Origin of the sequence: Peristeroidobacter agariperforans, assembly GCF_004138335.1 — a bacterium.
GTDB classification, from domain to species: Bacteria; Pseudomonadota; Gammaproteobacteria; order Steroidobacterales; family Steroidobacteraceae; genus Steroidobacter; species Steroidobacter agariperforans.
Genome location: NZ_RYFW01000001.1, coordinates 2,516,760 through 2,539,211, shown reverse-complemented (window position 1 = coordinate 2,539,211; position 22,452 = coordinate 2,516,760). Strand labels below are relative to the sequence as shown.

At 62.3% G+C, this 22,452-nt stretch carries 23 protein-coding genes and 2 tRNA genes; 8 read left to right on the top strand and 17 right to left on the bottom strand.

Annotated features, from left to right (window positions below; all coding sequences use genetic code 11):
* Positions 1 to 27: 27 nt before the first annotated feature.
* Both grxD and EK373_RS11075 read right to left on the bottom strand, forming a co-directional pair.
* The gene (gene grxD, locus EK373_RS11080; RefSeq protein ID WP_129642711.1) at positions 28 to 351 is read right to left on the bottom strand and encodes a Grx4 family monothiol glutaredoxin; all 324 of its coding nucleotides are present in this window, start codon (positions 349 to 351) and stop codon (positions 28 to 30) included.
* Between the two features lie 29 nt (positions 352 to 380).
* Positions 381 to 572: a DUF1289 domain-containing protein gene (locus tag EK373_RS11075; RefSeq protein ID WP_129642710.1), complete on the bottom strand. Its 192-nt coding sequence runs from the start codon at positions 570 to 572 to the stop codon at positions 381 to 383.
* 309 nt (positions 573 to 881) lie between these two features.
* Between EK373_RS11075 and EK373_RS11070 the strand changes: the two genes are divergently transcribed.
* Positions 882 to 1,340, top strand: coding sequence for a urate hydroxylase PuuD (locus EK373_RS11070; protein WP_129643615.1), 459 nt, complete (start codon positions 882 to 884; stop codon positions 1,338 to 1,340).
* Positions 1,341 to 1,423: 83 nt separating this feature from the next.
* Positions 1,424 to 2,275, top strand: coding sequence for a carboxylating nicotinate-nucleotide diphosphorylase (nadC, locus tag EK373_RS11065; RefSeq protein WP_129642709.1), 852 nt, complete (start codon positions 1,424 to 1,426; stop codon positions 2,273 to 2,275).
* Here nadC and EK373_RS11060 read toward each other — a convergent pair.
* Both EK373_RS11060 and EK373_RS11055 read right to left on the bottom strand, forming a co-directional pair.
* Positions 2,272 to 4,962, bottom strand: a complete 2,691-nt coding sequence (locus tag EK373_RS11060; protein ID WP_129642708.1) for an EAL domain-containing protein — start codon at positions 4,960 to 4,962, stop codon at positions 2,272 to 2,274. The two genes, nadC and EK373_RS11060, sit on opposite strands and share 4 nt — an antisense overlap.
* A 297-nt stretch (positions 4,963 to 5,259) precedes the next feature.
* The gene (locus EK373_RS11055) at positions 5,260 to 5,991 is read right to left on the bottom strand and encodes a glycosyltransferase family 2 protein (protein ID WP_129642707.1); all 732 of its coding nucleotides are present in this window, start codon (positions 5,989 to 5,991) and stop codon (positions 5,260 to 5,262) included.
* A 71-nt stretch (positions 5,992 to 6,062) separates the two neighbouring features.
* Here EK373_RS11055 and EK373_RS11050 point away from each other — a divergent pair, with 71 nt between their 5' ends.
* The gene (locus EK373_RS11050; RefSeq protein ID WP_129642706.1) at positions 6,063 to 7,043 is read left to right on the top strand and encodes a cation diffusion facilitator family transporter; all 981 of its coding nucleotides are present in this window, start codon (positions 6,063 to 6,065) and stop codon (positions 7,041 to 7,043) included.
* Here the strand turns inward: EK373_RS11050 and EK373_RS11045 are convergent.
* The 4 genes from EK373_RS11045 to EK373_RS11030 all read right to left on the bottom strand — a co-directional run bounded on the left by EK373_RS11045 (position 7,040) and on the right by EK373_RS11030 (position 9,609).
* Positions 7,040 to 7,777, bottom strand: a complete 738-nt coding sequence (locus EK373_RS11045) for a lysophospholipid acyltransferase family protein (protein ID WP_129642705.1) — start codon at positions 7,775 to 7,777, stop codon at positions 7,040 to 7,042. The two genes, EK373_RS11050 and EK373_RS11045, sit on opposite strands and share 4 nt — an antisense overlap.
* Positions 7,778 to 7,798: 21 nt before the next feature.
* Entirely contained in the window at positions 7,799 to 8,932 is a 1,134-nt protein-coding gene (locus tag EK373_RS11040; protein WP_129642704.1) for a S1C family serine protease, read from the bottom strand.
* Between the two features lie 24 nt (positions 8,933 to 8,956).
* Positions 8,957 to 9,032, bottom strand: a tRNA-Thr gene (locus EK373_RS11035).
* A 100-nt stretch (positions 9,033 to 9,132) separates the two neighbouring features.
* Positions 9,133 to 9,609 (bottom strand): Fur family transcriptional regulator, encoded by a 477-nt coding sequence (locus tag EK373_RS11030; RefSeq protein WP_129642703.1) that lies wholly within the window; start codon positions 9,607 to 9,609, stop codon positions 9,133 to 9,135.
* A 175-nt stretch (positions 9,610 to 9,784) separates the two neighbouring features.
* Here EK373_RS11030 and EK373_RS11025 point away from each other — a divergent pair, with 175 nt between their 5' ends.
* Together EK373_RS11025 and EK373_RS11020 are read left to right on the top strand one after the other, a co-directional pair.
* Entirely contained in the window at positions 9,785 to 10,342 is a 558-nt protein-coding gene (locus EK373_RS11025) for a GspH/FimT family pseudopilin (protein WP_129642702.1), read from the top strand.
* A 15-nt stretch (positions 10,343 to 10,357) separates the two neighbouring features.
* The gene (locus EK373_RS11020; protein ID WP_129642701.1) at positions 10,358 to 10,822 is read left to right on the top strand and encodes a type IV pilus modification PilV family protein; all 465 of its coding nucleotides are present in this window, start codon (positions 10,358 to 10,360) and stop codon (positions 10,820 to 10,822) included.
* On the opposite strand, the gene ispH is transcribed toward EK373_RS11020, so the two are convergent.
* The 5 genes from ispH to murJ all read right to left on the bottom strand — a co-directional run bounded on the left by ispH (position 10,815) and on the right by murJ (position 17,869).
* Positions 10,815 to 11,768, bottom strand: coding sequence for a 4-hydroxy-3-methylbut-2-enyl diphosphate reductase (ispH, locus tag EK373_RS11015; RefSeq protein ID WP_129642700.1), 954 nt, complete (start codon positions 11,766 to 11,768; stop codon positions 10,815 to 10,817). The two genes, EK373_RS11020 and ispH, sit on opposite strands and share 8 nt — an antisense overlap.
* Positions 11,769 to 11,781: 13 nt before the next feature.
* A complete protein-coding gene (gene lspA, locus EK373_RS11010) occupies positions 11,782 to 12,330 on the bottom strand; it encodes a signal peptidase II (RefSeq protein WP_129642699.1) in 549 nt (182 codons plus the stop codon).
* Positions 12,331 to 12,340: 10 nt separating this feature from the next.
* Positions 12,341 to 15,145: an isoleucine--tRNA ligase gene (gene ileS / locus EK373_RS11005; RefSeq protein ID WP_129642698.1), complete on the bottom strand. Its 2,805-nt coding sequence runs from the start codon at positions 15,143 to 15,145 to the stop codon at positions 12,341 to 12,343.
* 142 nt (positions 15,146 to 15,287) lie between these two features.
* Positions 15,288 to 16,220 (bottom strand): bifunctional riboflavin kinase/FAD synthetase, encoded by a 933-nt coding sequence (locus EK373_RS11000; protein WP_129642697.1) that lies wholly within the window; start codon positions 16,218 to 16,220, stop codon positions 15,288 to 15,290.
* Positions 16,221 to 16,285: 65 nt separating this feature from the next.
* A complete protein-coding gene (gene murJ / locus EK373_RS10995; protein ID WP_129642696.1) occupies positions 16,286 to 17,869 on the bottom strand; it encodes a murein biosynthesis integral membrane protein MurJ in 1,584 nt (527 codons plus the stop codon).
* A 269-nt stretch (positions 17,870 to 18,138) separates the two neighbouring features.
* Here murJ and rpsT point away from each other — a divergent pair, with 269 nt between their 5' ends.
* A complete protein-coding gene (gene rpsT / locus EK373_RS10990) occupies positions 18,139 to 18,408 on the top strand; it encodes a 30S ribosomal protein S20 (protein WP_129642695.1) in 270 nt (89 codons plus the stop codon).
* A gap of 80 nt (positions 18,409 to 18,488) precedes the next feature.
* On the opposite strand, the gene cgtA is transcribed toward rpsT, so the two are convergent.
* The 3 genes from cgtA to rplU form a co-directional block, all read right to left on the bottom strand.
* On the bottom strand, positions 18,489 to 19,526 hold the full coding sequence (gene cgtA / locus EK373_RS10985; RefSeq protein ID WP_129642694.1) for an Obg family GTPase CgtA: 1,038 nt from the start codon (positions 19,524 to 19,526) through the stop codon (positions 18,489 to 18,491).
* An 87-nt stretch (positions 19,527 to 19,613) separates the two neighbouring features.
* Positions 19,614 to 19,871, bottom strand: a complete 258-nt coding sequence (gene rpmA, locus EK373_RS10980; protein ID WP_129642693.1) for a 50S ribosomal protein L27 — start codon at positions 19,869 to 19,871, stop codon at positions 19,614 to 19,616.
* Between the two features lie 30 nt (positions 19,872 to 19,901).
* Entirely contained in the window at positions 19,902 to 20,216 is a 315-nt protein-coding gene (rplU, locus tag EK373_RS10975; RefSeq protein ID WP_129642692.1) for a 50S ribosomal protein L21, read from the bottom strand.
* Positions 20,217 to 20,535: 319 nt separating this feature from the next.
* Here rplU and ispB point away from each other — a divergent pair, with 319 nt between their 5' ends.
* Positions 20,536 to 21,504 carry an octaprenyl diphosphate synthase gene (ispB, locus tag EK373_RS10970; protein ID WP_129642691.1) on the top strand — a complete coding sequence of 323 codons (969 nt, stop codon included), beginning with the start codon at positions 20,536 to 20,538 and terminating at the stop codon, positions 21,502 to 21,504.
* Between the two features lie 21 nt (positions 21,505 to 21,525).
* A tRNA-Pro gene (locus EK373_RS10965) sits at positions 21,526 to 21,602 on the top strand.
* Between the two features lie 203 nt (positions 21,603 to 21,805).
* On the opposite strand, the gene EK373_RS10960 is transcribed toward EK373_RS10965, so the two are convergent.
* Positions 21,806 to 22,339: a hypothetical protein gene (locus EK373_RS10960; RefSeq protein ID WP_129642690.1), complete on the bottom strand. Its 534-nt coding sequence runs from the start codon at positions 22,337 to 22,339 to the stop codon at positions 21,806 to 21,808.
* Positions 22,340 to 22,452: the final 113 nt, after the last annotated feature.

Genomic DNA, 22,452 nt, shown 5'->3' with positions numbered 1-22,452 from the left:
CGGGGGCGGAGGGCAACAAGGAAAGAATCAACCGGTGGCCTTGGCCGCCTCGCCGATGAGCGTCTGCAGCTCGCCGCTCTTGTACATCTCGATAATGATGTCCGAGCCGCCGATCAGCTCGCCGTTCACGTAAAGCTGCGGATAGGTGGGCCAGTTGGAGTATTGCTTCAGCGCCTCGCGCAGCTCCGGATCCTCGAAAATGTTGACGTGCGCGAACTCGGCGCCGACAGCGCCCAGAGCGCGCACAGCGGCAGCGGAGAAGCCGCACTGGGGAAAGTCAGGCGTGCCCTTCATGTACAGCACGACCGGGCTGGAGGACAGCTGCGACTTGATGCGTTCGATGACGTCCATACAAACCTCGAATTAAAGCCAAAGACGGTTCACGGGGCGGCCTGGCTGCGCCGCTGGCGTGCCCGGTCGACGACCTGGCCCCGCTGCTCCTCCGTCATCCGCGACCACTGAGCGATCTCGTCAAGGGTACGCCCACAGCCAACGCAGACCTGCTGTGCATCCAGTACACAGACCTTGATACAGGGAGAAGCAACAGCCGGAAGTGGGGGCGGCAACGTCATGACGGAAGGGGCTGACAATTGAATTATGGGGATGCCTCCCCTATTCTTCAAACGCTTTTTGCTGACAAATCCCGTAGTCCCCGGACTGGCAAGGTCGCATCGGACGCGGCGACAAGAACGAATAACCGGCGGGTTTAGCGAGGAGTACAGGTCATGCATCCACTGACTACGGTGCGCGGGGCCATCATCTCGGCCTTTGTGCTTGCCATTGTTCTCTCGGTCATCCTCACCACCACGTTGGTCGGCGCCGACGGGCTGGGCCTGCACCATACGCGCATCGATCGCTGGCTGCACATCGTCTCAGGGGTGATGTGGATCGGCCTGCTCTACTACTTCAACGTCGTTCAGGTCCCCGCGCTGGGCGATGCCACCGCCGATAAGGGCGGCCCGGGTGGCGCCGGAATCACGAAATATGTCGCCCCGCGTGCGCTCTGGTGGTTCCGTTGGGCCTCGGTGGCGACCTGGGTCACCGGTGCGTATTTCCTGCTGTTCGGCTATGGCAGCCCGGTAGCCATGCACAAGGCCTTCCTGCTGCAGGAAGGTTTCGTGACCATCGGCGTAGGCGCCTGGCTGGGCACCATCATGCTGCTCAATGTCTGGGGCCTGATCTGGCGCAATCAGAAGAAAATACTCGGCATCGTCCCCGCCACCGACGAGGAAAAAGCCAAGGCGCGCAAAGTCGCTCTGTACGCCTCACGCGTGAATTTCATCCTGTCCGTGCCGATGCTGATGTGCATGGGTGGCCAGAGCCACGGGTTACCTTTTTAAGCCCTAGCCTCGCGAGTTTTGGCAAAACCCAGCTCTGGCTGGGTTTTGATAGTCTTCGACGTCTCGCGTTCGAGGACTCAATCATGTCGATTGCCCCGCCCAGCTCGGAATACATCACCCGCACCGTCAAGATTGCGCTTGAAGAAGACGTCGGCACGGGCGACCTGACCGCGCAGTTGATTCCGGCCGATCGCGTCTCGAAAGCCACCGTCATCACGCGCGAGGACGCGACGCTCTGTGGCCGCGCGTGGTTCGACGAAGTGTTTCGTCAAATCGATCCCAAAGTGCAGGTCACTTGGAAAGCGGCAGACGGCGATCGCGTGCGCGCCAACCAGTTACTTTGCGAATTGTCCGGCCCCTCGCGCTCGCTGCTGACTGGCGAACGCACGGCGCTGAATTTCCTGCAGTGCTTGTCTGCAGTGGCGACCGAGACGAGCCGCTATGTCGAAACGCTGAATGGCACGCAATGTCGAGTGCTCGATACGCGCAAGACGATTCCTGGCCTGCGACTGGCGCAGAAGTACGCCGTGCGATGCGCGGGCGGCACGAATCATCGCATCGGTTTGTTCGATGCCATCCTCGTGAAGGAAAATCACATCGCAGCGGCGGGCTCGATCGCGGCCGCGGTGACCGAGGCGCGCAAGGTCAACAGCAAGGTGATGGTGGAAGTCGAGGTGGAGAATCTCGACGAACTGCGGCAGGCGCTGGCCGCGAAAGTGGACCGCATACTGATCGACAACTTCTCCAACGAAGACATGAAGACCGCGGTGCGCATCACTCGATCGCACGAAAACAAGGGCATTGAGCTGGAGGCGTCGGGCAACATGTCGCTGGAGACGCTCCGGAGCGTGGCAGAGACAGGAGTCGACTACATCTCCGTGGGGGGGCTCACGAAGCACGTAAGAGCCGTGGATTTATCGATGCGCTTCGCCTAGAACGCTTCGCCGCCCGAGGCGAGCTTCATCACTCGCTGCGGCGTCGCTATTCCGTAGCCCTGGGCGTAGTCCACGCCGATACTGCGGAGCATCTCGATGATCTCGACGTTCTCGGCAAACTCGGCAATCGTCTGCTTGCCGGTGAGGTGACCAATTTCGTTGATCGAGCGCACCATCTCGCGATCGATCGGGTCGTGCAGGATTTCTTTCACGAAGCTGCCGTCGATCTTCAGGAAGTCCACCGGGAAGTGCTTCAGGTAACCGAATGACGACAGGCCGGTGCCGAAGTCGTCGAGCGCGAAGCGGCAGCCCAACTCCTTCAGCGCGTGAATGAAACGGTTCGCCTGCGAGAAGCTGGCGATGGCCGCGGTCTCGGTGATCTCGAAGCAGATCTTCGAGGCGTCGATGCCGCTGCGATGGAAGTGATCGATCACGAACGGCAGGAATTTGTCGTCGCCCAAGCTCTGGCCCGACAGGTTGATGGAGCACAACTCCAGCTTCTCGCGCTCGTCCGCTTCGGACACCAGCCAGCGCAGCGCGTGCTCGATCATCCACCGATCGATGTTCGGCGTCAGGCCGTAGCGCTCAGCCGCGACGATGAATTGATCCGGCGCCACGATCTTGCCTGCCTCATCGCGCATACGAAGCAGCAGCTCGTAGTGCAGTCCGTGCGCCTCCTTGTGCTGGAGCGGCTGAATGACCTGACGGAAAATCTCGAAGCGATTGTCTTCCAGGGCATTGTTGATGCGTGCAGCCCACTGCATTTCGCGGCGACGGCGCATCAAATCGATGTCGTTTTCCTGGAAGCTGTAGATGCGGTTGCGACCGCTTTCTTTGGCAGCGGCGCAGGCGCTATCGGCGGCAGAGATCAGTGAAGCAACGTCTTCGTTCTCCGGCGACAGCGGCACGACGCCGATGCTGGCGCCCAGACGGAACGTGCGCTCTTCCCAAACGAACTTGTAGTTGCGAATCGCCTCGCGAAGCATCTCGGCGTTACGCACGGCTTCTTCGAGCGAGCAGCTTTCGAGCAGCACGCCGAACTCATCGCCACCCAGACGCGACACCGTGTCGCGCCAGCGAATCTTCGACTTGAGCAGTGCGCCGACCTGGCCGAGCAGCGCGTCGCCCGCGCTATGGCCGCAGTTGTCGTTGATGATCTTGAACTGGTCGAGATCGATGTGACACAGCGCGTAGGATGCCTCGCGAGCCTTGGCGCTCTTCAGAGCCCGCTCCAGCCGCGACTCGAACTCGCGACGATTGACCAGGCCCGTGAGAATGTCGTGGCTTGCGTGATAGGAGAGTTTGCGATTCAGCTCGCGGCTCTCGCTCACGTCATGGAACACCAGCACGCCGCCAGACACATTGCCCGCGCCATCGCGAATCGGCGAGGCGCAGCTCTCGATATAGAGCTCGTTGCCGTCGCGACGAATCAGCAGCGTCGGGCGAACCGACTTGATCGCGCGCGTGCGCCGGATCGCGACCGCCAGCGGATTCTCCAGCGGCTCGCAGGTCTCTTCATGGAAGCTGCGATAGATCTCGTCGATGACGCGACCCTGCGCATGCTCGAGCCGCCAGCCGGTGAGCTGTTCGGCGACCGGGTTCAGATACTCGATGCGGCACTTCGAATCGGTGGTGATCACGCCGTCTCCGATGGACTGCAACGTGATCTGCGCGCTCTCCTTCTCCTTGAACAGCGCCTCTTCGTACAGCTTTCGCTCTGTGACGTCGAGATCGACGCCGACGATGCGCCGTGCGCGGCCTTGCTCATCGAGACGCGCCTTGGCGCGACTCTCCACCCACAGCCAGACGCCATCGCGATGGCGCAGCCGGTGGACGCTTTCGAACAAGGGCTCTTTGCCGGACAAGTGATCGCGCAGGGCCGTGCCCACTCGCACCGTGTCATCCGGATGTAACAATTGTTGCCAGTCGACCAGCGGTTCCGCTTCGTCGTCGCTGTAGCCGAGCATGGCTTTCCAGCGCGGCGAGAACCACGTCTTCTGACTATCGACTTCGAAGTCCCACAAGCCATCGTTCGCGCCGTGCAACGCCAGCTCATTGCGCTCTTCGAGCTGATGGAAGTGCTTCTGGTAGCGCAACCTTTCGATGCCACTCGAATAACTCGAACCGAGCAGCTTGAGCATCAAGTGCAGGTTGGCATCCCACGAATCGCGCGGCAGCGTCGAGCACAGCGCGATGAAAGCCTGAACGCGCCCCTGAATGGCCACGCCGACGATCAACGCGGCGCCAATATGTAAAGACGCAAAGCGCGCTCCCTCGGCCGCCAGCTCGCGCCGAGGACGAGAGGTATCGCGAATCTCGACGATGCGCAGATGACCCAGCTTGCTGCGAAGATACGGCAAGCGCTCGAGCGGCTCGCCGTGGAACACGATGGGATTGAAGGTCGCGAACAGGCCGCTCGCCGCGACCACGTGCTCGATGCTCTTGTGAGCTTCATCGAACGTCGAGATCACAACTGCATCGAGGCCGGCCGATTCGCGCAGCGCCTCCAGATTGTGCTTCAGCAGCGGATCGTCGCGCTCCGACGTGAGATTCTGAAAATCGATGGACGCCTTGGTGAGCAGAACGTCCAGGCCCACCTTGGTGTTACGGCGAGGACGCGCAGTAAACAGCGTATCGCCGCTCGGCGCGGAGATCAGCGGTCCATGCTCTGTCGGATTGCTTGCCACTTGCGACGTGCGTCAGCGGGTGGTGGGCGCCAAGCGGCAGTTACGCGGACTCGTTGGACCGCGATTGGTATCGTTCATTCAGGGCACCCTCCCGAATCGAAACTTTCTTGCGCGTCGCCGGCACTGCACTGCTGAGCGAATATGAATAGCAATGCGGCGATCGTCCGATTGTGGCACAGCAAAATATGCGATGGAAAGCAGGCTGCCAAGTGTCGCACCCAACTCTCGACGCCAAACAGCGACATTTCTCTGTGCAGGCCGTACGCAATCCGACGGAATCCCCGTCAGATGCAGACCTCATTCGTGGGGCAGGGATTCCCGGATGCGAATGTGCGGCGAGTTCCTCAGGATCAGCCAGCGCACCCCGAACAGATCCACGATCCCCACCCATAATCGATTGCTCAACCCGTACTTCGAGACCCCCCGAGTGCGGGGCCGATGGCGCACCGGCACGGAGATCACGCGGGCGCCGGCGCGTTGATACAACGCCGGCAGGAAGCGGTGCATGTGGTTGAACCAGGGCAGCCGCATGAACGTGGCCCGGTGCATGAGCTTGATGCCGCAGCCCGTGTCGGGGGTGCCGTCGCGAAGCAGCCCGCCGCGTACACCATTCGCAACACGCGAAGAAAACCGGCGCAGCCAGGTATCTTTTCGTGTGGTGCGATTGCCCATCACGAGCCGCAGAGACTCATCGCCCGCGGTCACGGCCTTGATCATTTCGGGGATGTCGGCCGGGTCATTCTGACCGTCGCCATCCAGGGTCGCGACCCACTCCGCGCGCGCCGCTTCGACGCCGGTGCAGACCGCCCGGCTCTGGCCGCAGCGCTGGGAATGCTCCAGCAGACGGATTTCGGGGATGCCCTCGGCGCGGGCCGCCTTGACGGCCGCCACAGTGCCGTCGGTGCTGCCGTCGTCCACGAAAATGATCTCGAAGGGCTGATGGTTGGCCAGGGCGGCCTGGATTTCGCGGGCCAGCGGCCCGACATTGTCAGCCTCATTACAAACTGGAATGACGACGGAGAGTTTCATGCGCGCGCAGATTATAGACCGGGCAGGTAGGACGTCTGGCCGGGCAAAATCAATCGACTTATCCTGACCCCATGAACGAGCACCGGCACGGGCACGAGCATGGCCATGATCATGCGCACGATCATGACCACAGCCACGACCATGATCACGACCATGCCGCGGGCGCCAGCGGCAAGGTCCTGGGGATAGCCTTCGCGCTGACCGCATCGTTCATGGTGGTCGAATTTGCTGGCGGATTGCTGGCGCGCTCGCTCGCCCTGGTCGCCGACGCCGGCCACATGCTCACCGATGCCGCCGCCCTGGCGCTCGCCTGGGCAGCAGTCCGAATCGCCACCCGCCCGGCCGATGCCAAGCGCTCCTTCGGCTATCAACGGCTGCGAGTGCTCGCCACTTTCGTGAACGGCTGCGCCCTACTGTTCATCGTCGCCTGGATCGCATTCGAGGCCATCGCGCGCCTGTTGAACCCAGTGCCCGTGAACGCCAGCGCGATCCTGTGGATCGGCGCAATCGGTTTCGCCTTGAACCTGCTCGTGTTCGCGATGCTGCGCCAGGGCGACTCGCACGACATGAACGTTGCGGCCGCCACGATGCACGTGCTCGGCGACCTCTTGGGCTCGGCCGCGGCCATCGTCGCGGCGCTGGTCATTCTGTGGACCGGCTGGATGCCGATCGACCCGTTATTGTCGTTGCTGGTGAGCGCGCTGATCGTGAAAACCGCGATCTCGCTGGTGCGCCGGTCAGCGCACATTCTCATGGAAGGCTCGCCGGAGTGGCTGGATCAGGGCGAGCTGCGTCGCACGCTCGAGCAGAAGATCCCGGCGATCCGGGACGTTCACCACGTGCACACCTGGTCGGTCGGGCCGCACGAAACATTGCTCACCATGCACGCGCTGGTGAATGGCTCGGCGGATCAGGCAATGGTGTTGAAAGACACCAAGGCGCTGTTGGCGGAGCGCTTCGGCATCACGCACGCGACGATTCAGATCGAGGTGGAAGACTGCGTCGACAAAGATTGCGCGGAGGAGCCGCCGATCAAGCGCGCTCGCGGTTAACGCTCGTGCAAAGCGCGTTCGGCGATTTTGAAGGTCTCGTGCAGGCGCCGCTCTAGTTCCTTCTGCGCGGCCTCCATCTCTTCTTCAGTCATCCGCTTCGGCGGAAAGTAAGGCTCGCCGATCGCGATGCGCAGGCGCGCGAAGGGAAACGGGATGACGAACTTGTCCCACGTCCTGAGCAACTTCGCGGGACTCGCCGCATAGGCAATCGGCACGACCGCCTTGCCGCTGATCTGCGCCGTGAAGATGGCGCCAGGCTTCATGACGAAGCGCGGGCCGCGCGGACCATCGGGCGTGATGGTCGGCGAGATGCCTTCCTTCACGATCGCGTTGTAAACACCGCGAACCGCACGCACGCCGGTGTATGAGCCCGAGCCGCGCACCACGTGCGCGCCGTACATCTCCGCAAGCATGGTCGGCGCCTGGCCATCTACCGACGGCGAAATCATGAAGCCCGGCTTCATGCCTTTGATCTTGCTCGAGCAGATGAAGCGCGCGGCCATCAGCAAATGCTGATGCCAGAACACCGGCACCACCGCGCCCTGCTCTTTCAGCAATGTTTCCAGCCGATCCAGGTTGACGATCTTCAGCCGGCTGGTCCACCACAGCACTTCGAGAATCAGCGCGCCCAGATAGGTGGCGAGCCGATAGACGAACATGCGCCCCGCCGTCAGCTGGCGCTGAGATTTGGTCCGCGAGGGCCGCGGCGGCGGCGCGCTTTCTTCTGCTGACATCCCTGCAAGTTTACCGAAAGGCTAACTGCCCTGCTGCAGCTGGGCGGTCAGCTCGATTTCCTTACCCTCACGCCACACTTTCAGACGCACGGTATCGCCCGGCTTGTAGTCATCCAGTCGCGCGGACAACAGCGCGCCGCTGTCCACTTCCTTGCCGTCGACTGCGACGATCACATCGCCTGGAACAATCGTGTTCCGGCGCTCGACGCGAACCCCACGCAGCCCGGCACGCTCGCCAGTCCCGCCTTGCTGAACCCTGAGAACCGCCGCGCCGCGTACACCGAGTTGTCGGGCAACTGCGCGACTCAGCGTCTCATCGACGTCGATGCCGAGGCTCGGCGGAGCGTAACGACCTGTGGCGATGAGCTCCGGCACGACACGGTTGATCGTGTCCACGGGCACTGCGAAACCGATCCCCGCGCTCGCGCCCGACGGACTGAAGATTGCGGTGTTCATGCCTATCAATCGACCGGCGCTGTCGAGCAGTGGCCCGCCCGAGTTGCCTGGATTGATTGCGGCATCGGTCTGGATGAGATGTTGAATGACGCGGCCGTCGTCCTCGCTGAGCGAACGATCCAACGCCGACACGATGCCCGTCGTCAGCGTCCAGTCGAGCCCGAAAGGATTGCCGATCGCGAATACCGACTGCCCGACCTGCACGTCGCCGCTGCTGCCGACGGGAATCGGCGCCGGCGCATCCTTGGCCGCGACAATTTTCAGGACCGCAATGTCATGCGCCTCACTGCCGCCGACGAAGGTCGCTTCGAAATCGCGACCGTCGGCGAGCTTCACCGTCGCGCTGCTGCCGCCTTGGATGACGTGCAGATTCGTGACGACATGACCTTGCTCATCCCAAATGAAGCCCGAGCCGGTACCTCGCGGCACTGTCATGACATTCCGCGTCCAGTAGTCGAGCACGCGCTCCTGGGTCGAGATGAACACCACTGACCCCTTGGCCGCTTCGAACAAACCGATGATGGCCTGCTCGTTCGACATGAGCTCGGGCCGGGGCACGACGGCTCGAGGGGCCGCGTCTGCCGTGACTCTGCGTACCGTGTCGGATGCCAGATACCAGGCGCCGTACGCGGCCAGGGCGATCACGACCAGCCGGGAGACATTCCGCCAACGCGAGCGTTCGGAAGCTTGCAACGTCATGAGGCGTAAGTGCTTGATGGGAAATGGTGCCGACTCGCGGAATCGAACCGCGGACCCACGCATTACGAATGCGTTGCTCTACCAGCTGAGCTAAGTCGGCACCGAAGAACCGATGCGGCACCGGGGAGCCCCGGTGCGGCGGGGTGCGAAGTATAGGGGAAGAAGTTGCGAGCGAACAGGCGCTGCAACGAACTTGACGACTAGGCCGAAGGCGTCTCGACCGGACGCTTCTTGCGCAGACGGATCACGACCTCGATGGCCTCGGCTTCCATGCCCTCGGGCAATGTCGGGAAACGGCTGAAGGCGATGTCGTTCGGATCGATGTCCCGCAGCTCACCGGTTTCCAGGTCATGGAAATGGTGATGGGGAACGATGGTCGAGTCATACACCGAGCGCTCCGGATCCAGGTGGATCTGGCGCACCAGCCCGCGCTGGGCCAGCACTTTGAGCGTGTTGTAGACCGTGGCCTTGGAGACGCGCTCGCCACCCCGACGGATCTCCGCCAGGATCTGCTCGGCCGTCATGTGCGTCGGCGCCGCCATCAGAATCTCGGCAACACGCACGCGCTGATGGGTAGGCTTGAGGCCGTGCAGGTGCAGCTGCTCGATGATCCGATCGCGCGTCGGACCCTCCGCGCTGACCGCGGGGCCCTGCTGAGGGCTGTACTCGGAAGTCACTTAGGAACCCGCCACTGAAAAATCCGGGCAAATACCCAGGGCAATCAACTTGGGACCGAGCATACCTCGGCATGCGCCTGGAGGCGAGAAACTAGGTAAAAAAGCCTCGAAATCGACATTTGGGGGCTGGGGCGGGCTCCTATGGTGGGCGTCCGTGTAGCGAAGGATCGCGCCCATGTGTCCCCCCTGTCCTCCATCCAGCTCCCGCCCGACGGGCTTCAGTCTGCTCGAGTTGATGGTCACGCTTTCGATCGCGGGGATTCTGCTGGGGCTCGCGGCACCCTCGTTCCGCGGGATGATGCTCGACTCGGAACGAGCCTCGGTAGTGAACTCCTTCGTCCATAACGTCTACCTGGCTCGAAGCACCGCGACCCTGCAGGGACATACGGTCTCCATCTGCCGTTCGATAGACGGCGAGACCTGCAGCAACGCCACCGCCAACTGGCAGGAGGGCTGGATCGTGTTCGTGAATTCCGATCGGGACGAGCCGCCGATGCGCGATGAGAACGAACGGATTCTCGCCGTTCAAGCACCCTGGCGCGGCGGAACGGTCACGTCGAACCGGCGCAGCTATTCATTCAATCCCTATCAATATGGCGTCAACGGCACGCTGGTGTTCTGCGATGGTCGCGGCCCGGCGCAGGCGCGCGCCATCATCATCAACATCTTCGGCCGTCCGCGCTTAGCGACACGAGACGCCGAGAATCGGCCTTTACGGTGTCCCAACGGATAGCCATCATGCGCGCGTATGGGAGGACCAATTACGCCCTCGCGCGGCGCTTACCGCGAGCGTGGCTTCAACATCGTCGAGATTCTTGCCGCCTTATTGGTCATGGCTGTGGCCATCGTCGGCATTGCGGCCCTTTACTCGGATCAAACTCACATTCCCGCAGACGCGCGCCTGCCGCTGCAAGCGGCGGAGCTTGCTGAGCAAATGGCTGAACGCATTCGCACGACTCCCGAGGGTCGAGACGGCTTTGCGACGACGGTCGGCGTGATCTGCAGCGACAAAGCGAAAACGCGAACGCCACAAGACAAGGCCGCACAGATCGCCGCGTGTTGGGAGGACGAGGTCGAACGCTCATTGCCCAGCGGCCTGGGCTCGATCTCACGGGATACGTCGATGACGCCAGCGAGCTACGTCGTCGCCGTCAGCTGGTCAGCGCCCGGCACGGGAGCGGCGTCGTATGTGACGCGGGTAGAGATCAGATAGCGGGCCGCTGTTTTTCTCTCAGCTCTCTTGGCAGGCTGAACACGACATTCTCCACCTGCCCTTGCAGGTTCTCGGGGAGTTGACCGCCCCATTCTCTCAGCCGCGCGACCACTCGTTCGACGAGTACTTCCGGCGCCGACGCACCCGCAGTCACACCCGCGACGCGCTTGCCTTCGAACCACTCGCGCTTCATGTCTTCCGGACCATCGATCAAATAGCCGGGGATACCCGCCTTCTCCGCGATCTCGCGCAGGCGGTTCGAGTTCGAGCTGCTCGGCGAGCCCACCACCAGGATGATGTCGCAACGTTCGACCAGGCGCTTCACTGCGTCCTGACGATTCTGCGTGGCGTAGCAAATATCTTCCTTGCGCGGCGTCGTGAGCGTCGGGAAGCGACGTCGTAGAGCATCGACCACTTTCTGCGTATCGTCGACCGACAACGTCGTCTGTGTCACGAACGCCAGCCGATCCGCATCTTTGATCTCGAGCCGGTCCACATCCTCCGGCGTCTCGACCAGCACGATGCGACCGCCGAACTGAGTATCGAACTGCCCCATCGTGCCTTCGACTTCGGGATGACCTTCGTGACCGATGAGGATCACCTCGCGGCCTTCGCGCGCATAACGCGAGACTTCCATGTGCACCTTGGTCACCAGCGGGCAGGTCGCATCGAACACTTTCAAATCGCGACGACGCGCTTCTTCTTGAACCGCACGCGCCACGCCGTGCGCGCTGAAGATCACGGTCGCGTCGTCCGGCACTTCATCCAGCTCTTCGACGAACACCGCCCCCAGGCTGCGCAAACGTTCGACCACGTAGCGGTTGTGAACCACTTCGTGCCGCACATAGATCGGCGCACCGAACAGCTCGATCGCGCGCTCGACGATGTCGATGGCCCGATCGACACCGGCACAGAAACCGCGGGGGTTGGCGAGGAGAATCTGCATCACTTGCTCGATATTACTTGGTCGGCGCCTGGGGAGTGCCGTCGGCGGGGCGACGGTCCTGCCCGCTTTCGAGGAACGCATCGATGAGCAGACAAGCGGCGCCGATGGAGATCGCCGTGTCGGCGATATTGAACGCCGGGAAATCCCACGTGCGCCAGTTGAAGTAAATGAAATCCACGACGTAGCCGTGCATGACGCGATCGATCACATTGCCGAGCGCGCCGCCGAGCACCAGCGACAGCCCGATCGCAAGAACGGTCTGATCCGCGCGAATGCGCCGCAGCCAGATCATCAACGTCAAGCTCACCACCACCGCGAGCGTGATGAAGAACCATCGCTGCCAGCCCGATGCCTCCGCCAGGATGCTGAACGCCGCGCCGGTGTTCTCCAGGTACACGATGTCGAGGATGGGCAGCAGCGAAATGCTGTCCTGGAATTTCACGGTGCTGATGACCAGCGCCTTGGTCGCCTGATCGAGGATCACCACGAAAAAAGACAGCCACAGCCAGTTGCTGCCGCCGCGCGTGGGCGTGAACCAGACTTTCGCCAAAGGGTTGGTCATTGCATCGACCTCAAGTAAAGCGCCGCTGTTCGCCGGGCCCGTCTACGTTGGTCACGCAGCGGCCGCAAAGTTCCGGATGGTTCGGGTGCTGCCCCACATCCGGACGCTTGTGCCAGCAGCGCACGCACTTGGTCGCCGTCGTCGGCTTCACCGCGATCCAGGTCGTGTTGCCCTCGCCCTCCACCGCCGCCACCGCATCGGCGGGCCGGCTGTCGGCGGAATGCGCCCGCGCAGCTGAAGTGATGAACACGAAGCGAAGTTCCTCGCCGAACGACTGCAACGTCTCCAGCAACGGCCCCTTCGTGTACACGTCCACTTCCGCATCGAGCGGCGCGCCGATCGAGCCCGCGTTACGCAGCTTCTCGAGCTCACGTGAGATGGCGCTACGAACATTGAGGATCGCATCCCAATCGATGGTGGGCGGCTGCGTCAGCTCTTTCGGGAACTCGAAGAAGGTATTGAAGAACACCGACTCGCTACGCGCACCGGGCATGTAACGCCAGATCTCCTCGGCCGTGAACGACAGGATCGGCGCAAGCCAGCGCGCCAGCGCTTCGGCGATATAAAACATCGCCGTCTGCGCCGAGCGGCGCGGCAGACTCTTCTTGCCCGTCGTGTACACGCGGTCCTTGGTGATATCGAGATAGAAACCACCCAGGTCGACGCTGCAGAAGTTGTGCACTTTCTGATAGATGAGGTGGAACTGATAGCTGCGATACGCCGCGATCACTTCTTCCTGCAACTGGTGCGTGCGCCACACGGCCCAGCGATCGACCGCAACCATCTCCGACACCGGTACTTTGTCCGTCGCCGGATCGAAGCCATCGAGATTGCCCAGCAGGAAACGCGCCGTGTTACGGATGCGCCGGTACGACTCGGCGACGCGCTTCAAGATTTCATCCGACAGCGCCATTTCGTTCGCGTAGTCGGTGGCCGCGATCCACAAGCGCAGCACGTCGGCGCCGAGCGTGCCGATGACCTTCTGCGGCACGACGACGTTGCCGAGCGACTTGGACATCTTGCGCCCCTTGTCGTCGATCGTGAAGCCGTGCGTGAGCACGGCCTTGTAGGGCGCGCGATCGTGCTGAGCAACCGACGTGAGCAGCGAGCTGTGGAACCAGCCGCGATGCTGATCCGAGCCTTCGAGATACAAATCGGCGGGATCTTTCACGTCGGGGTGCATCTTCGGCACACAGTGGTGAGCACTGCCGGAGTCGAACCAAACGTCCATGATGTCGGGGACTTTCTCGTATTCCGCGGCCTCACCGCCCAGCAGCACCGCCGGATCGAGATCGAACCAGGCGTCGATACCGCCCTGCTCGACGAGCTTCGCCACGTCTTCTAGCAATTCGACCGTGCGCGGGTGCAATTCGCCCGTCGCCTTGTGAGTAAACAAAGCGAGCGGCACGCCCCACGCGCGCTGACGGGAGATACACCAGTCCGGACGATCGGCGATCATGCTGTTGATGCGGTTCTCGCCCCAGCCCGGCACCCACTTCACTTTCGCGATCTCGCGCAGCGCGCCTTTGCGCAGCCCCGCCTGTTCCATACTGATGAACCACTGCGCCGTTGCGCGATAGATCACCGGCGTCTTGTGACGCCAGCAATGCGCGTAACGGTGATTGAGCTTGGTCTCGTGCAACAGAGCGCCGCGCTCTTTCAGCACTTCGATCACATGTTTGTTCGCATCGAAGACCCGCTCGCCCTCGAAGATCGGCGTGCCGGCGACGAAGCGGCCGTCGCTGCCGACCGGGTTGTAGACCTCGAGCTTGTACTTCAAGCCGACTTCGAAGTCTTCCGCACCGTGGCCGGGGGCCGTGTGCACAGCGCCTGTGCCATCGTCGATCGTGACGTGATCGCCGAGGATGATTGGCACGACGCGCTCGTAGAACGGGTGCTGCAGCTTCACGCCTTCGAGCTTAGCGCCCTCGACCTCAGCAAGCCGCGTGACGTTCTCGACGCCCGCGCGCTTGGTCACCGCGTCGACGAGCGAACTCGCCAGCACCAACAACTCGGCGCCGGTGTCGACCAACGTGTAACGAAACTCGGGCCCGAGCGCGACGGCCTGGTTGGCAGGCAGCGTCCAAGGCGTCGTCGTCCAGATGATCACGCTCGCAGGCGACTTCAACCCAGGCACGCCGAAGCGCTTCGCAAGATCGGCAGAATCCTTGACCGCGAAACGCACATCGATGGCCGGCGAGACTTTGTCTTCGTACTCGACTTCCGCCTCGGCGAGCGCCGAGCGGCAGTCGAGACACCAGTGCACCGGCTTCAACCCTTTGTAGACGTGACCGTTGCGCAGGATCTCCGCGAACGAGCGCAGCTGTTCGGCCTCGTACTTCGGCGCCATCGTGATGTACGGGCGATCCCAATCGCCCATCACGCCCAGACGTTTGAAGTCCTCACGCTGGCCATTGATCTGTGACTGCGCGAATTCGCGGCACGCCTGACGGAACGCGCGAGGATCGAGCGCCTTCACTTCCTTGCCACGCGTCTTCTCGATCTGATGTTCGATCGGCAGCCCGTGACAATCCCAGCCGGGCACGTAAGGCGCGTCGAAGCCGTCCATCGAGCGCGACTTGACGACGATGTCCTTCAAGACCTTGTTGATGGCGTGGCCAAGGTGAATCGCACCGTTCGCGTACGGCGGACCGTCCTGGAGAATGAACGTGGGCCGGCCCTTCGCGATCTCGCGCAGCTTCTGATACGTCTGGGTTTCTTCCCAACGCTTGAGAATGTCCGGCTCACGACGGGCAAGGTCCGCCTTCATCGGGAAGTCGGTCTGGGGCAGGTTGATGGTTTGCTTATAGTCCATACGGGAAAAGCGGTTAGCGGTTGGCGGTTCGCGGTTGGCGGTTGGTGCAGACGCGGCTACGCCGCGCGCATGCGGCCGGAATTCGCAAGGTAATCATGTAAGCGTTCATACAAAAGCATCTCTCTTCACTAACCGCGAACCGCTAACCGCCAACCGCTAGTATCTGCCGCGCCTGCGCGGCGTCTCGATTCATCTGCTCGATCAACGCATCCATATCGGCGAACCAGCGCTCCGCGCGCAGGTAGGCGATGAAGTCAACGTGCACGTGCTGGCGATACAAGTCGCCCTCGAAGTCGAACACGTGGGCTTCCAGCAGCAGTTCCTTGCCGTTCACAGCCGGACGCGTGCCGAGGCTCGCAACACCCGGCGCATCTTTCAGTCCAGCGCCCGTCACTCGAATCGCGAATATCCCGGCCAGCGGCGTCGCGCGCCGGTGCAAGCGCAGGTTCGCGGTCGGAAAGCCCAGCTTGCGGCCCAGCTTCTCGCCATGAATCACCTTGCCGGTCATCCGATAGGGACGACCGAGCAGCTTCGCCGCCTTCGCCATGTCGCCGATCGCCAGCGCCTCACGGATCCCGGAGCTGCTGACGCGCTCACCGTCGATCTCGAAGGCCGGCACCTCGGTGACCTCGAAGCCAGCTGCCGCTCCAAGCGCGCGCAAACAGGCGATGTCACCCTGGTTGTCGCGCCCGAAGCGGAAATCGTGCCCTACTACGATGTGGCGGACGCCGAGCGCTTTTACCAGTACCTCGCTCACGAACTCTTCGCGGCCGAGCCGACGCATGCGCTCGTTGAAGCGCAGGCAGACGAAACGGTCGACCCCGTAGCGCTCCAGCGCTTCGAACTTCTCGCGAAACCGGGTCAGCCGGGCCGGCGGCGTGCCTTTGGCAAAAAACTCGCGCGGCGTCGGCTCGAACGACATCAAGGCGGCCGGAAAGCCGTGCTCCGCGGCGCGCTCGCGCAGCACGCGGATCATCTCCTGATGCCCGACGTGGATGCCGTCGAACGCCCCGATCGTCAGCACGCAGCCCCGCTGCCCGGCACGCAGGTTATAAAGGCCCCGAATGAGCTCCACCGCGGCCCTCGTGCTCCGCAAGTCCAAGGATTAAGGTGAACCGACGGTCCACATGAAGTGAAGCATTATAGGGAAGTCGCGGGCGACTGCAGTCGGAACTGGCCGGCGCGTACGCCCATCACCCACAACGCCGCAAAATAAACCCCGATTCCGCCGACCACCAGTCCGGCCAGCCACACCACGCGCTGGAGAGTCGGGGTGACCAGCCAGGTGGCGATATCGCCGCCGAACCACCACAGGAACGCGGCCATGAGGGCGCTCGCCAGCGCGATGCGGATCAGCAGACCCCGCATGGCCTGGCCGCGCCGGAGGACCTGGCTGCGCAATAGCCCCAGATAGAGCAAGCCGGCATTCATGATGGCGCCGACGCCGTTGGTCAGGGCGAGCAGCGTGTGCGCACCCGGTGTCTTGAGGTTTCCGGTCAGCCATAGCGCGACGACCACAATCACATTCAGGACCATCGTCACGCCGAGCGCACGCATCGCGACCTTCACCGGACCTTTGGTGTTTTGCTGGGCGTAGTAGCCGGTCGCGAGCACCTTGATCAGGCTCCAACCGAGCAGCGCCAGGGAAAAGGCCATCAGCGCCATGCGCGTCATCACAACGTCTGTGGCCTTGAACTGGCCATAGTGCAGCAGTGCGACGGTCAACGGCCCCGACATCGCGAACATCGCGACGGACGCCGGGATCACGATAAGACAGACCAGACGCACCGCCCACGCGAGCGTCGCCGAAAATTCATCCGGTGACTTGCGCGCGTGCTGGGACGACAAGCTCGGCAGGATCACGGTGGCAAGCGCAATGCTGAACACGCCGAGCGGAAACTCGACCAAGCGGTCCGCGTAGTACAGCCACGTCATGCTGCCGTCCGCCAGCAACGAGGCGATACCCGAGCTGATCATTACGCTGAGCTGCCCCATCGATGAGCCGACGATGGCCGGCCCCATGAGCCGGGCAATGCGCTTTACGGCCTCGTGCTGCCAATTCCAGTGCGGACGACGGATCACGCCGAGCTTGATCAACGCCGGGATTTGAATGATCAGCTGGATCACGCCACCGACGAACACCCCGACGGCGAGCGCCACGACCGGCGTCTCGAAGTACGGCGATACATACGCCGCGAATACGATCAAAACGATGTTCAGCACCACCGACGTGAATGCCGGCAGCGCGAACTGTTGATAGCTGTTGAGCACGCCGCCGGCGAGCGCAGTCAGAGAGACGAACAGCAGATAAGGAAACGTCCAGCGAAGCATCTCCACGGCAAGTCCGAACTGGCCCACCTCTTTCGTGGTGAAACCCGGCGCGCAGACGGCCACGATGACCGGCGCGGCGATCACGCCGATCACCGAAACGACGGCGAGAAATGCGCCCAACGTGCCGGAGACGGAGTCGACCAGCTCGCGCACATCTTCTTTTGAGCGATTCGCCTTGTACTCGGCGACCACCGGCACGAAGGCCTGCGAGAACGCACCTTCGGCAAACAATCGTCGCAGCAGGTTGGGGATCTGATTGGCGAGGACGTACACCTCCAGATACACCGCCGGGATCATCACGGCCTGGACGACGTCCCGCACCAGCCCCGTGATCCGGGACAGCAGCGTGGTAATTCCGACGATGGCGGTGCTACGAAAAAAGCCGCGGCTCATGGGTGGCCGGGCTCGAGCGAGGTGGGCGAGGCTGGGGTCATGGGGCGGCAATGGTACCGGACGTCAGTCAGCGCTGACGGACTTCCAGCCTCGCTCCGGACTATGGCGAACGACGGGCGATAAGCGTCCGCTGAGAGGGCAAAATCAGGTCAATGCTGGCGGCGATGGCCTGAACTGGTCAAAATTCGTGGTTCGGAAGCACTTTGCCCTTGCCTTACGGCTGATCGGCCGGCAGAATTCGCGGCCTCTTTTTTGGAGCCTTCACGACCGTGGCCAATATCAAGTCCGCCGAAAAGCGCGCCCGCCAGACCGTCAAGCGCCGTGCCCGTAACGTGGCTGGCCGCTCGAAGCTGCGTACTGCCATCAAGGGCGTCGTGAATGCGGTGGAAGCCGGCGACAAAGAAACCGCCGTCGCCAAGTTGAAGGCCGCCGGCCCGATCATCGACTCGGCCGTGAACAAGGGCCTGATCCATCGCAACAAGGCTTCTCGCCATAAGAGCGCCTTGAATGCGCGCGTGAAGGAAACGTCGGCCGGCTAAGCCGACAGCTGAACTCGAATGCAAAAAAGCCGGGCTTTGCCCGGCTTTTTTATTTGGCGCCACCGCTTGGATGGACGTGTTTAGCCGGCCTCCGCCTCGCTCGGCGCGTCGATCTCTTCCAGCCGCTTCATGATGGACTCGCACAGCTCTTGCGTACCCAGATGCGCGAGCCCCGAGATCCGATACACCGGCCCCTTCCAGCGCAGCCGACGGACAATGTCCTTGCAGACCTTATCGGCCTGATCCGCGGGCAACAGGTCCACCTTGTTCAGCACCAGCCAGCGCTCTTTCTCCGCCAACTCGGCGCTGAACTTCTTCAATTCGGCGATGATCGAGCGGGCATCCTTCACCGGATCGGCCTCCGGATCGGGTGGGCTCACGTCGATCAGGTGCAGCAGCACTCGGGTGCGCTGGAGGTGCTTCAGGAACTGAATTCCAAGGCCCGCGCCTTCGGCCGCACCTTCGATCAGACCCGGGATGTCCGCCATGACAAAGCTGCGATGGACACCGACTCGGACCACACCGAGGTTCGGGTGCAGCGTTGTGAACGGATAGTCGGCAACTTTCGGCTTCGCCGCCGAAACCGCACGAATCAGCGTTGATTTACCGGCATTCGGCAATCCGAGCAGCCCGATGTCGGCCATGACTTTCAGCTCCAGCCGAAGATCGCGCTTCTCGCCCGGAAGACCGGGCATCGCCTTGCGCGGCGTGCGATTGGTGCTGGATTTGAACCGCGTGTTGCCCCAACCGCCCTTGCCGCCCTTGCCGACCAGCAAGCGCTGGCCCGGTTCGGTGATGTCCCCCAGCTGCTCTTCCGTGTCCACATCGATGACCACAGTGCCAATCGGCACTTCGACGATCAGGTCGGTGCCACTAGCGCCGGTGCAGTCATTGCCCGAGCCTGCGGTGCCATGCGGCGCCCGGAAGGCGCGGTTGTAGCGAAAGTCGGCGAGCGTGTTGATACCGGCCTTGCCGACAAGATAGATGTCCGCGCCCTTGCCGCCATCGCCGCCGTCGGGGCCGCCGAACGGAATGAACTTCTCGCGACGAAAGCTCGCGCAGCCGCGCCCGCCGTTACCGGCTTGAACCTTGATCGTGGCTTCGTCGACGAAACGCATGTTGCTAGTTTGGGTGCGCGGAGGGCTTAAAAAAAGAGCCCCGGCGCGGGCCGGGGCTCTTTCGGTCTTGCGAAAGCGCTGTCCCGATTACTCGGAGACGACACTCACGAACGTCTTCTGCTCGACGCCGCGCTTGCGGAACACCACGCGACCTTCGGTCGTCGCGAACAGGGTGTAGTCCGTGCCGGTGCCGACGCCGTCACCGGCGCGATACACAGTGCCGCGCTGGCGGACGAGGATGTTGCCGGCGATCACGTGCTCGCCGCCAAACTTCTTGATACCGAGTCGCTTGGACTCTGAATCGCGGCCGTTCTTGGTACTGCCGCCTGCCTTTTTATGTGCCATGGCGTGTGCTCTCCAAAATCAATAAAAGGGTTAGCCGCCGACGATGCCCGTCACCTTCACTTCCGTGAACGGCTGACGGTGCGTGCCCTGGCGCAGGTAATGCTTGCGGCGACGGAATTTGACGATGACTTTCTTATCGCCCTTGCCGTGGCTCTGCACGGTGCCAGTCACCTTGCCGCCGCTCAGGAACGGCGCGCCGATCTTGACCTGATCGCCCGAACCGACCAGCAGCACCTTGTCGAACTCGACATTGGCGCCAGCCTCGGCATCGAGCTTCTCGACGCGCACGACCTGGCCTTCGCTGACGCGATACTGCTTACCACCCGTGGAAATGACGGCGTACATGTTTGACCCAAGCTCCGGGGACCGGGAAGACCCCGGCTGAAAAGGGCGTGAAGTGTACGGAGCGGACGGGTTCTAAGCAACAGCCGAAGCCGCATCCAGGCCAAAAACTGCCTCGAAATGCCCTTCCGAGGGCTTTCCCGTCGGAATTCGTCTCATGTTCGCGGCGGCGAGCACAGGCGCGGCCGGGCACTTTACACGCAGATTTCATGCCTTTCACGGCCTCATGAAGGCAGTGAACAGAACTAAGTCTGTGACATGCGACAGCTTGCGCCCGTGATGGGCTACCATTCGCGCGTCCGGCTATTTCCCCTTGGAATCCATGAGCTTCGAGTCCGTCAAAGCGCTGGTCGAAGACGACCTGCGACAGGTCGATGTGGTCATCCGCAATCGTCTCGCCAGCGACGTAGTCCTGGTCAACCAGATCGCCGAATACATCGTCGGCAGCGGCGGCAAACGCCTACGGCCCTTGCTGGTCGTGGTCGTCGCTCGTGCCTGCGGCTATCGGGGAGCGCTGCATTCCGAAGCCGCGGCGATCATCGAGTTCATTCACACCGCCACCCTGCTCCACGACGACGTGGTCGACGGCTCCAAACTCCGCCGCGGTCGCGATACCGCGAACGAAGTGTGGGGCAACGAAGCGAGCGTGCTGGTGGGCGATTACGTCTACTCGCGTTCCTTCGAAATGATGGTGTCCCTGGAGAGCATGAAGATCATGGCCGTGATGGCCAGCGCCACCAACAAGATCGCCGAGGGCGAGGTGCTGCAGCTCCTGAACGCCAACGACCCGGACACCACCGAGGAGCGGTATTTCGAGGTGATCTATCGGAAGACTGCCAAGCTCTTCGAAGCCGGCGCGCAGATCGCCGCGCTCCTGGCTGGCGCTTCTGTTGAGGTTGAAGCCGCGATGGCGGCCTACGGCCGCCACCTGGGCACGGCCTTCCAGCTGGTCGATGACGTACTGGATTACCGGTCAAACAGCGCGGAACTGGGCAAAAACCTGGGCGATGACCTGGCCGAGGGCAAGCCCACCCTTCCTCTTATATATGCGCTCCGCACCGGGACCGAGGAGCAGCGCGTGCTCATCCGGCACAGCATCGAGGAAGGCAGCATCGCTCGACTCGCAGACATCACCGCCGCAATTGAATCTACCGGGGGCCTTGCGTACACTGCGCGGCTCGCGCGGCGGGAGGCCGCCCTCGCCATCGACGCAATCGCCGTATTGCCCGACTCGGCGTATAAGCAAGCCTTGCGCGAATTGGCGGAGTTTGCGGTGGGGCGCTCCTACTGATCCGCCAGCCCAGTCCTTCTTCGGGGTGTAGCTCAGCCTGGTAGAGCGCTACGTTCGGGACGTATAGGTCGCAGGTTCAAATCCTGTCACCCCGACCATTCAAAACATTCGATTTTTTTCTCGGATCAATGCTGGGGTTCCGGCGTAACTCTGCTCGGGGTCCGAGTGGGGTGTTCGGCGTTCTGGCGCGACCTGCGCAAACTGACACCCGCCAGCTTAGTTCCGCGCCTGCGGTGCGCTGCCTTGCCGCTGTTCTTATTGCGGCAAGGGCTCCTCTAAACGCAGTGTATTCAGCACGCGGTCAAGGCTTCGCCGCCATCTCCTCAGTCATTTTTGACAGCAAGGCTTCCAGCTCTCTCGCGACGTCGTACACGTTTGCCGTTGTTCTTCGTAGCCCTTCGATATCAGCATATGGCGTCATCATATTCTTTGAATCTTTCAACATTAGAAAGGCAAGACCCTTAGGCTTCCCTGCCTCAGGCTCCCCCTCATAGACGACGACCATGGGTCCATGCGCAATAATGTTCCGGACTCTCATGATTGCTTCTGCTTTTTCCAAGGCGGTCGTCAGTTCGCTTTTCAGCCCGCTCGAAAGCGCGGACTTGCCCACGAGCTGAACCAGCTTGCTTCTCCTTCTTGCAAACATGCCATCTCGGAGTTCTTCAATGGGCGGTCGCTCCCCTTCCGGCATCAGCTCTTGAATCATGACATCAATCAACAGCTCGATTGCCCCGCCGTTGATTATTATTGAACCAATCTCACACTGATAATCATGCATTCCCTCCGCGTTGGTCACAAAGCCACGCAGGGCATCTCGAATCGTCTTGTTCTCCATACTTCACCGGTACTTGATTCACAGGCGATGAGCGCGCCGCTGGGGAATCTACCACGCTGAGGGCAATCCGCTCCGTTTCGAAATACAGGTGATGCGCTCCCTCCGTGTACGTG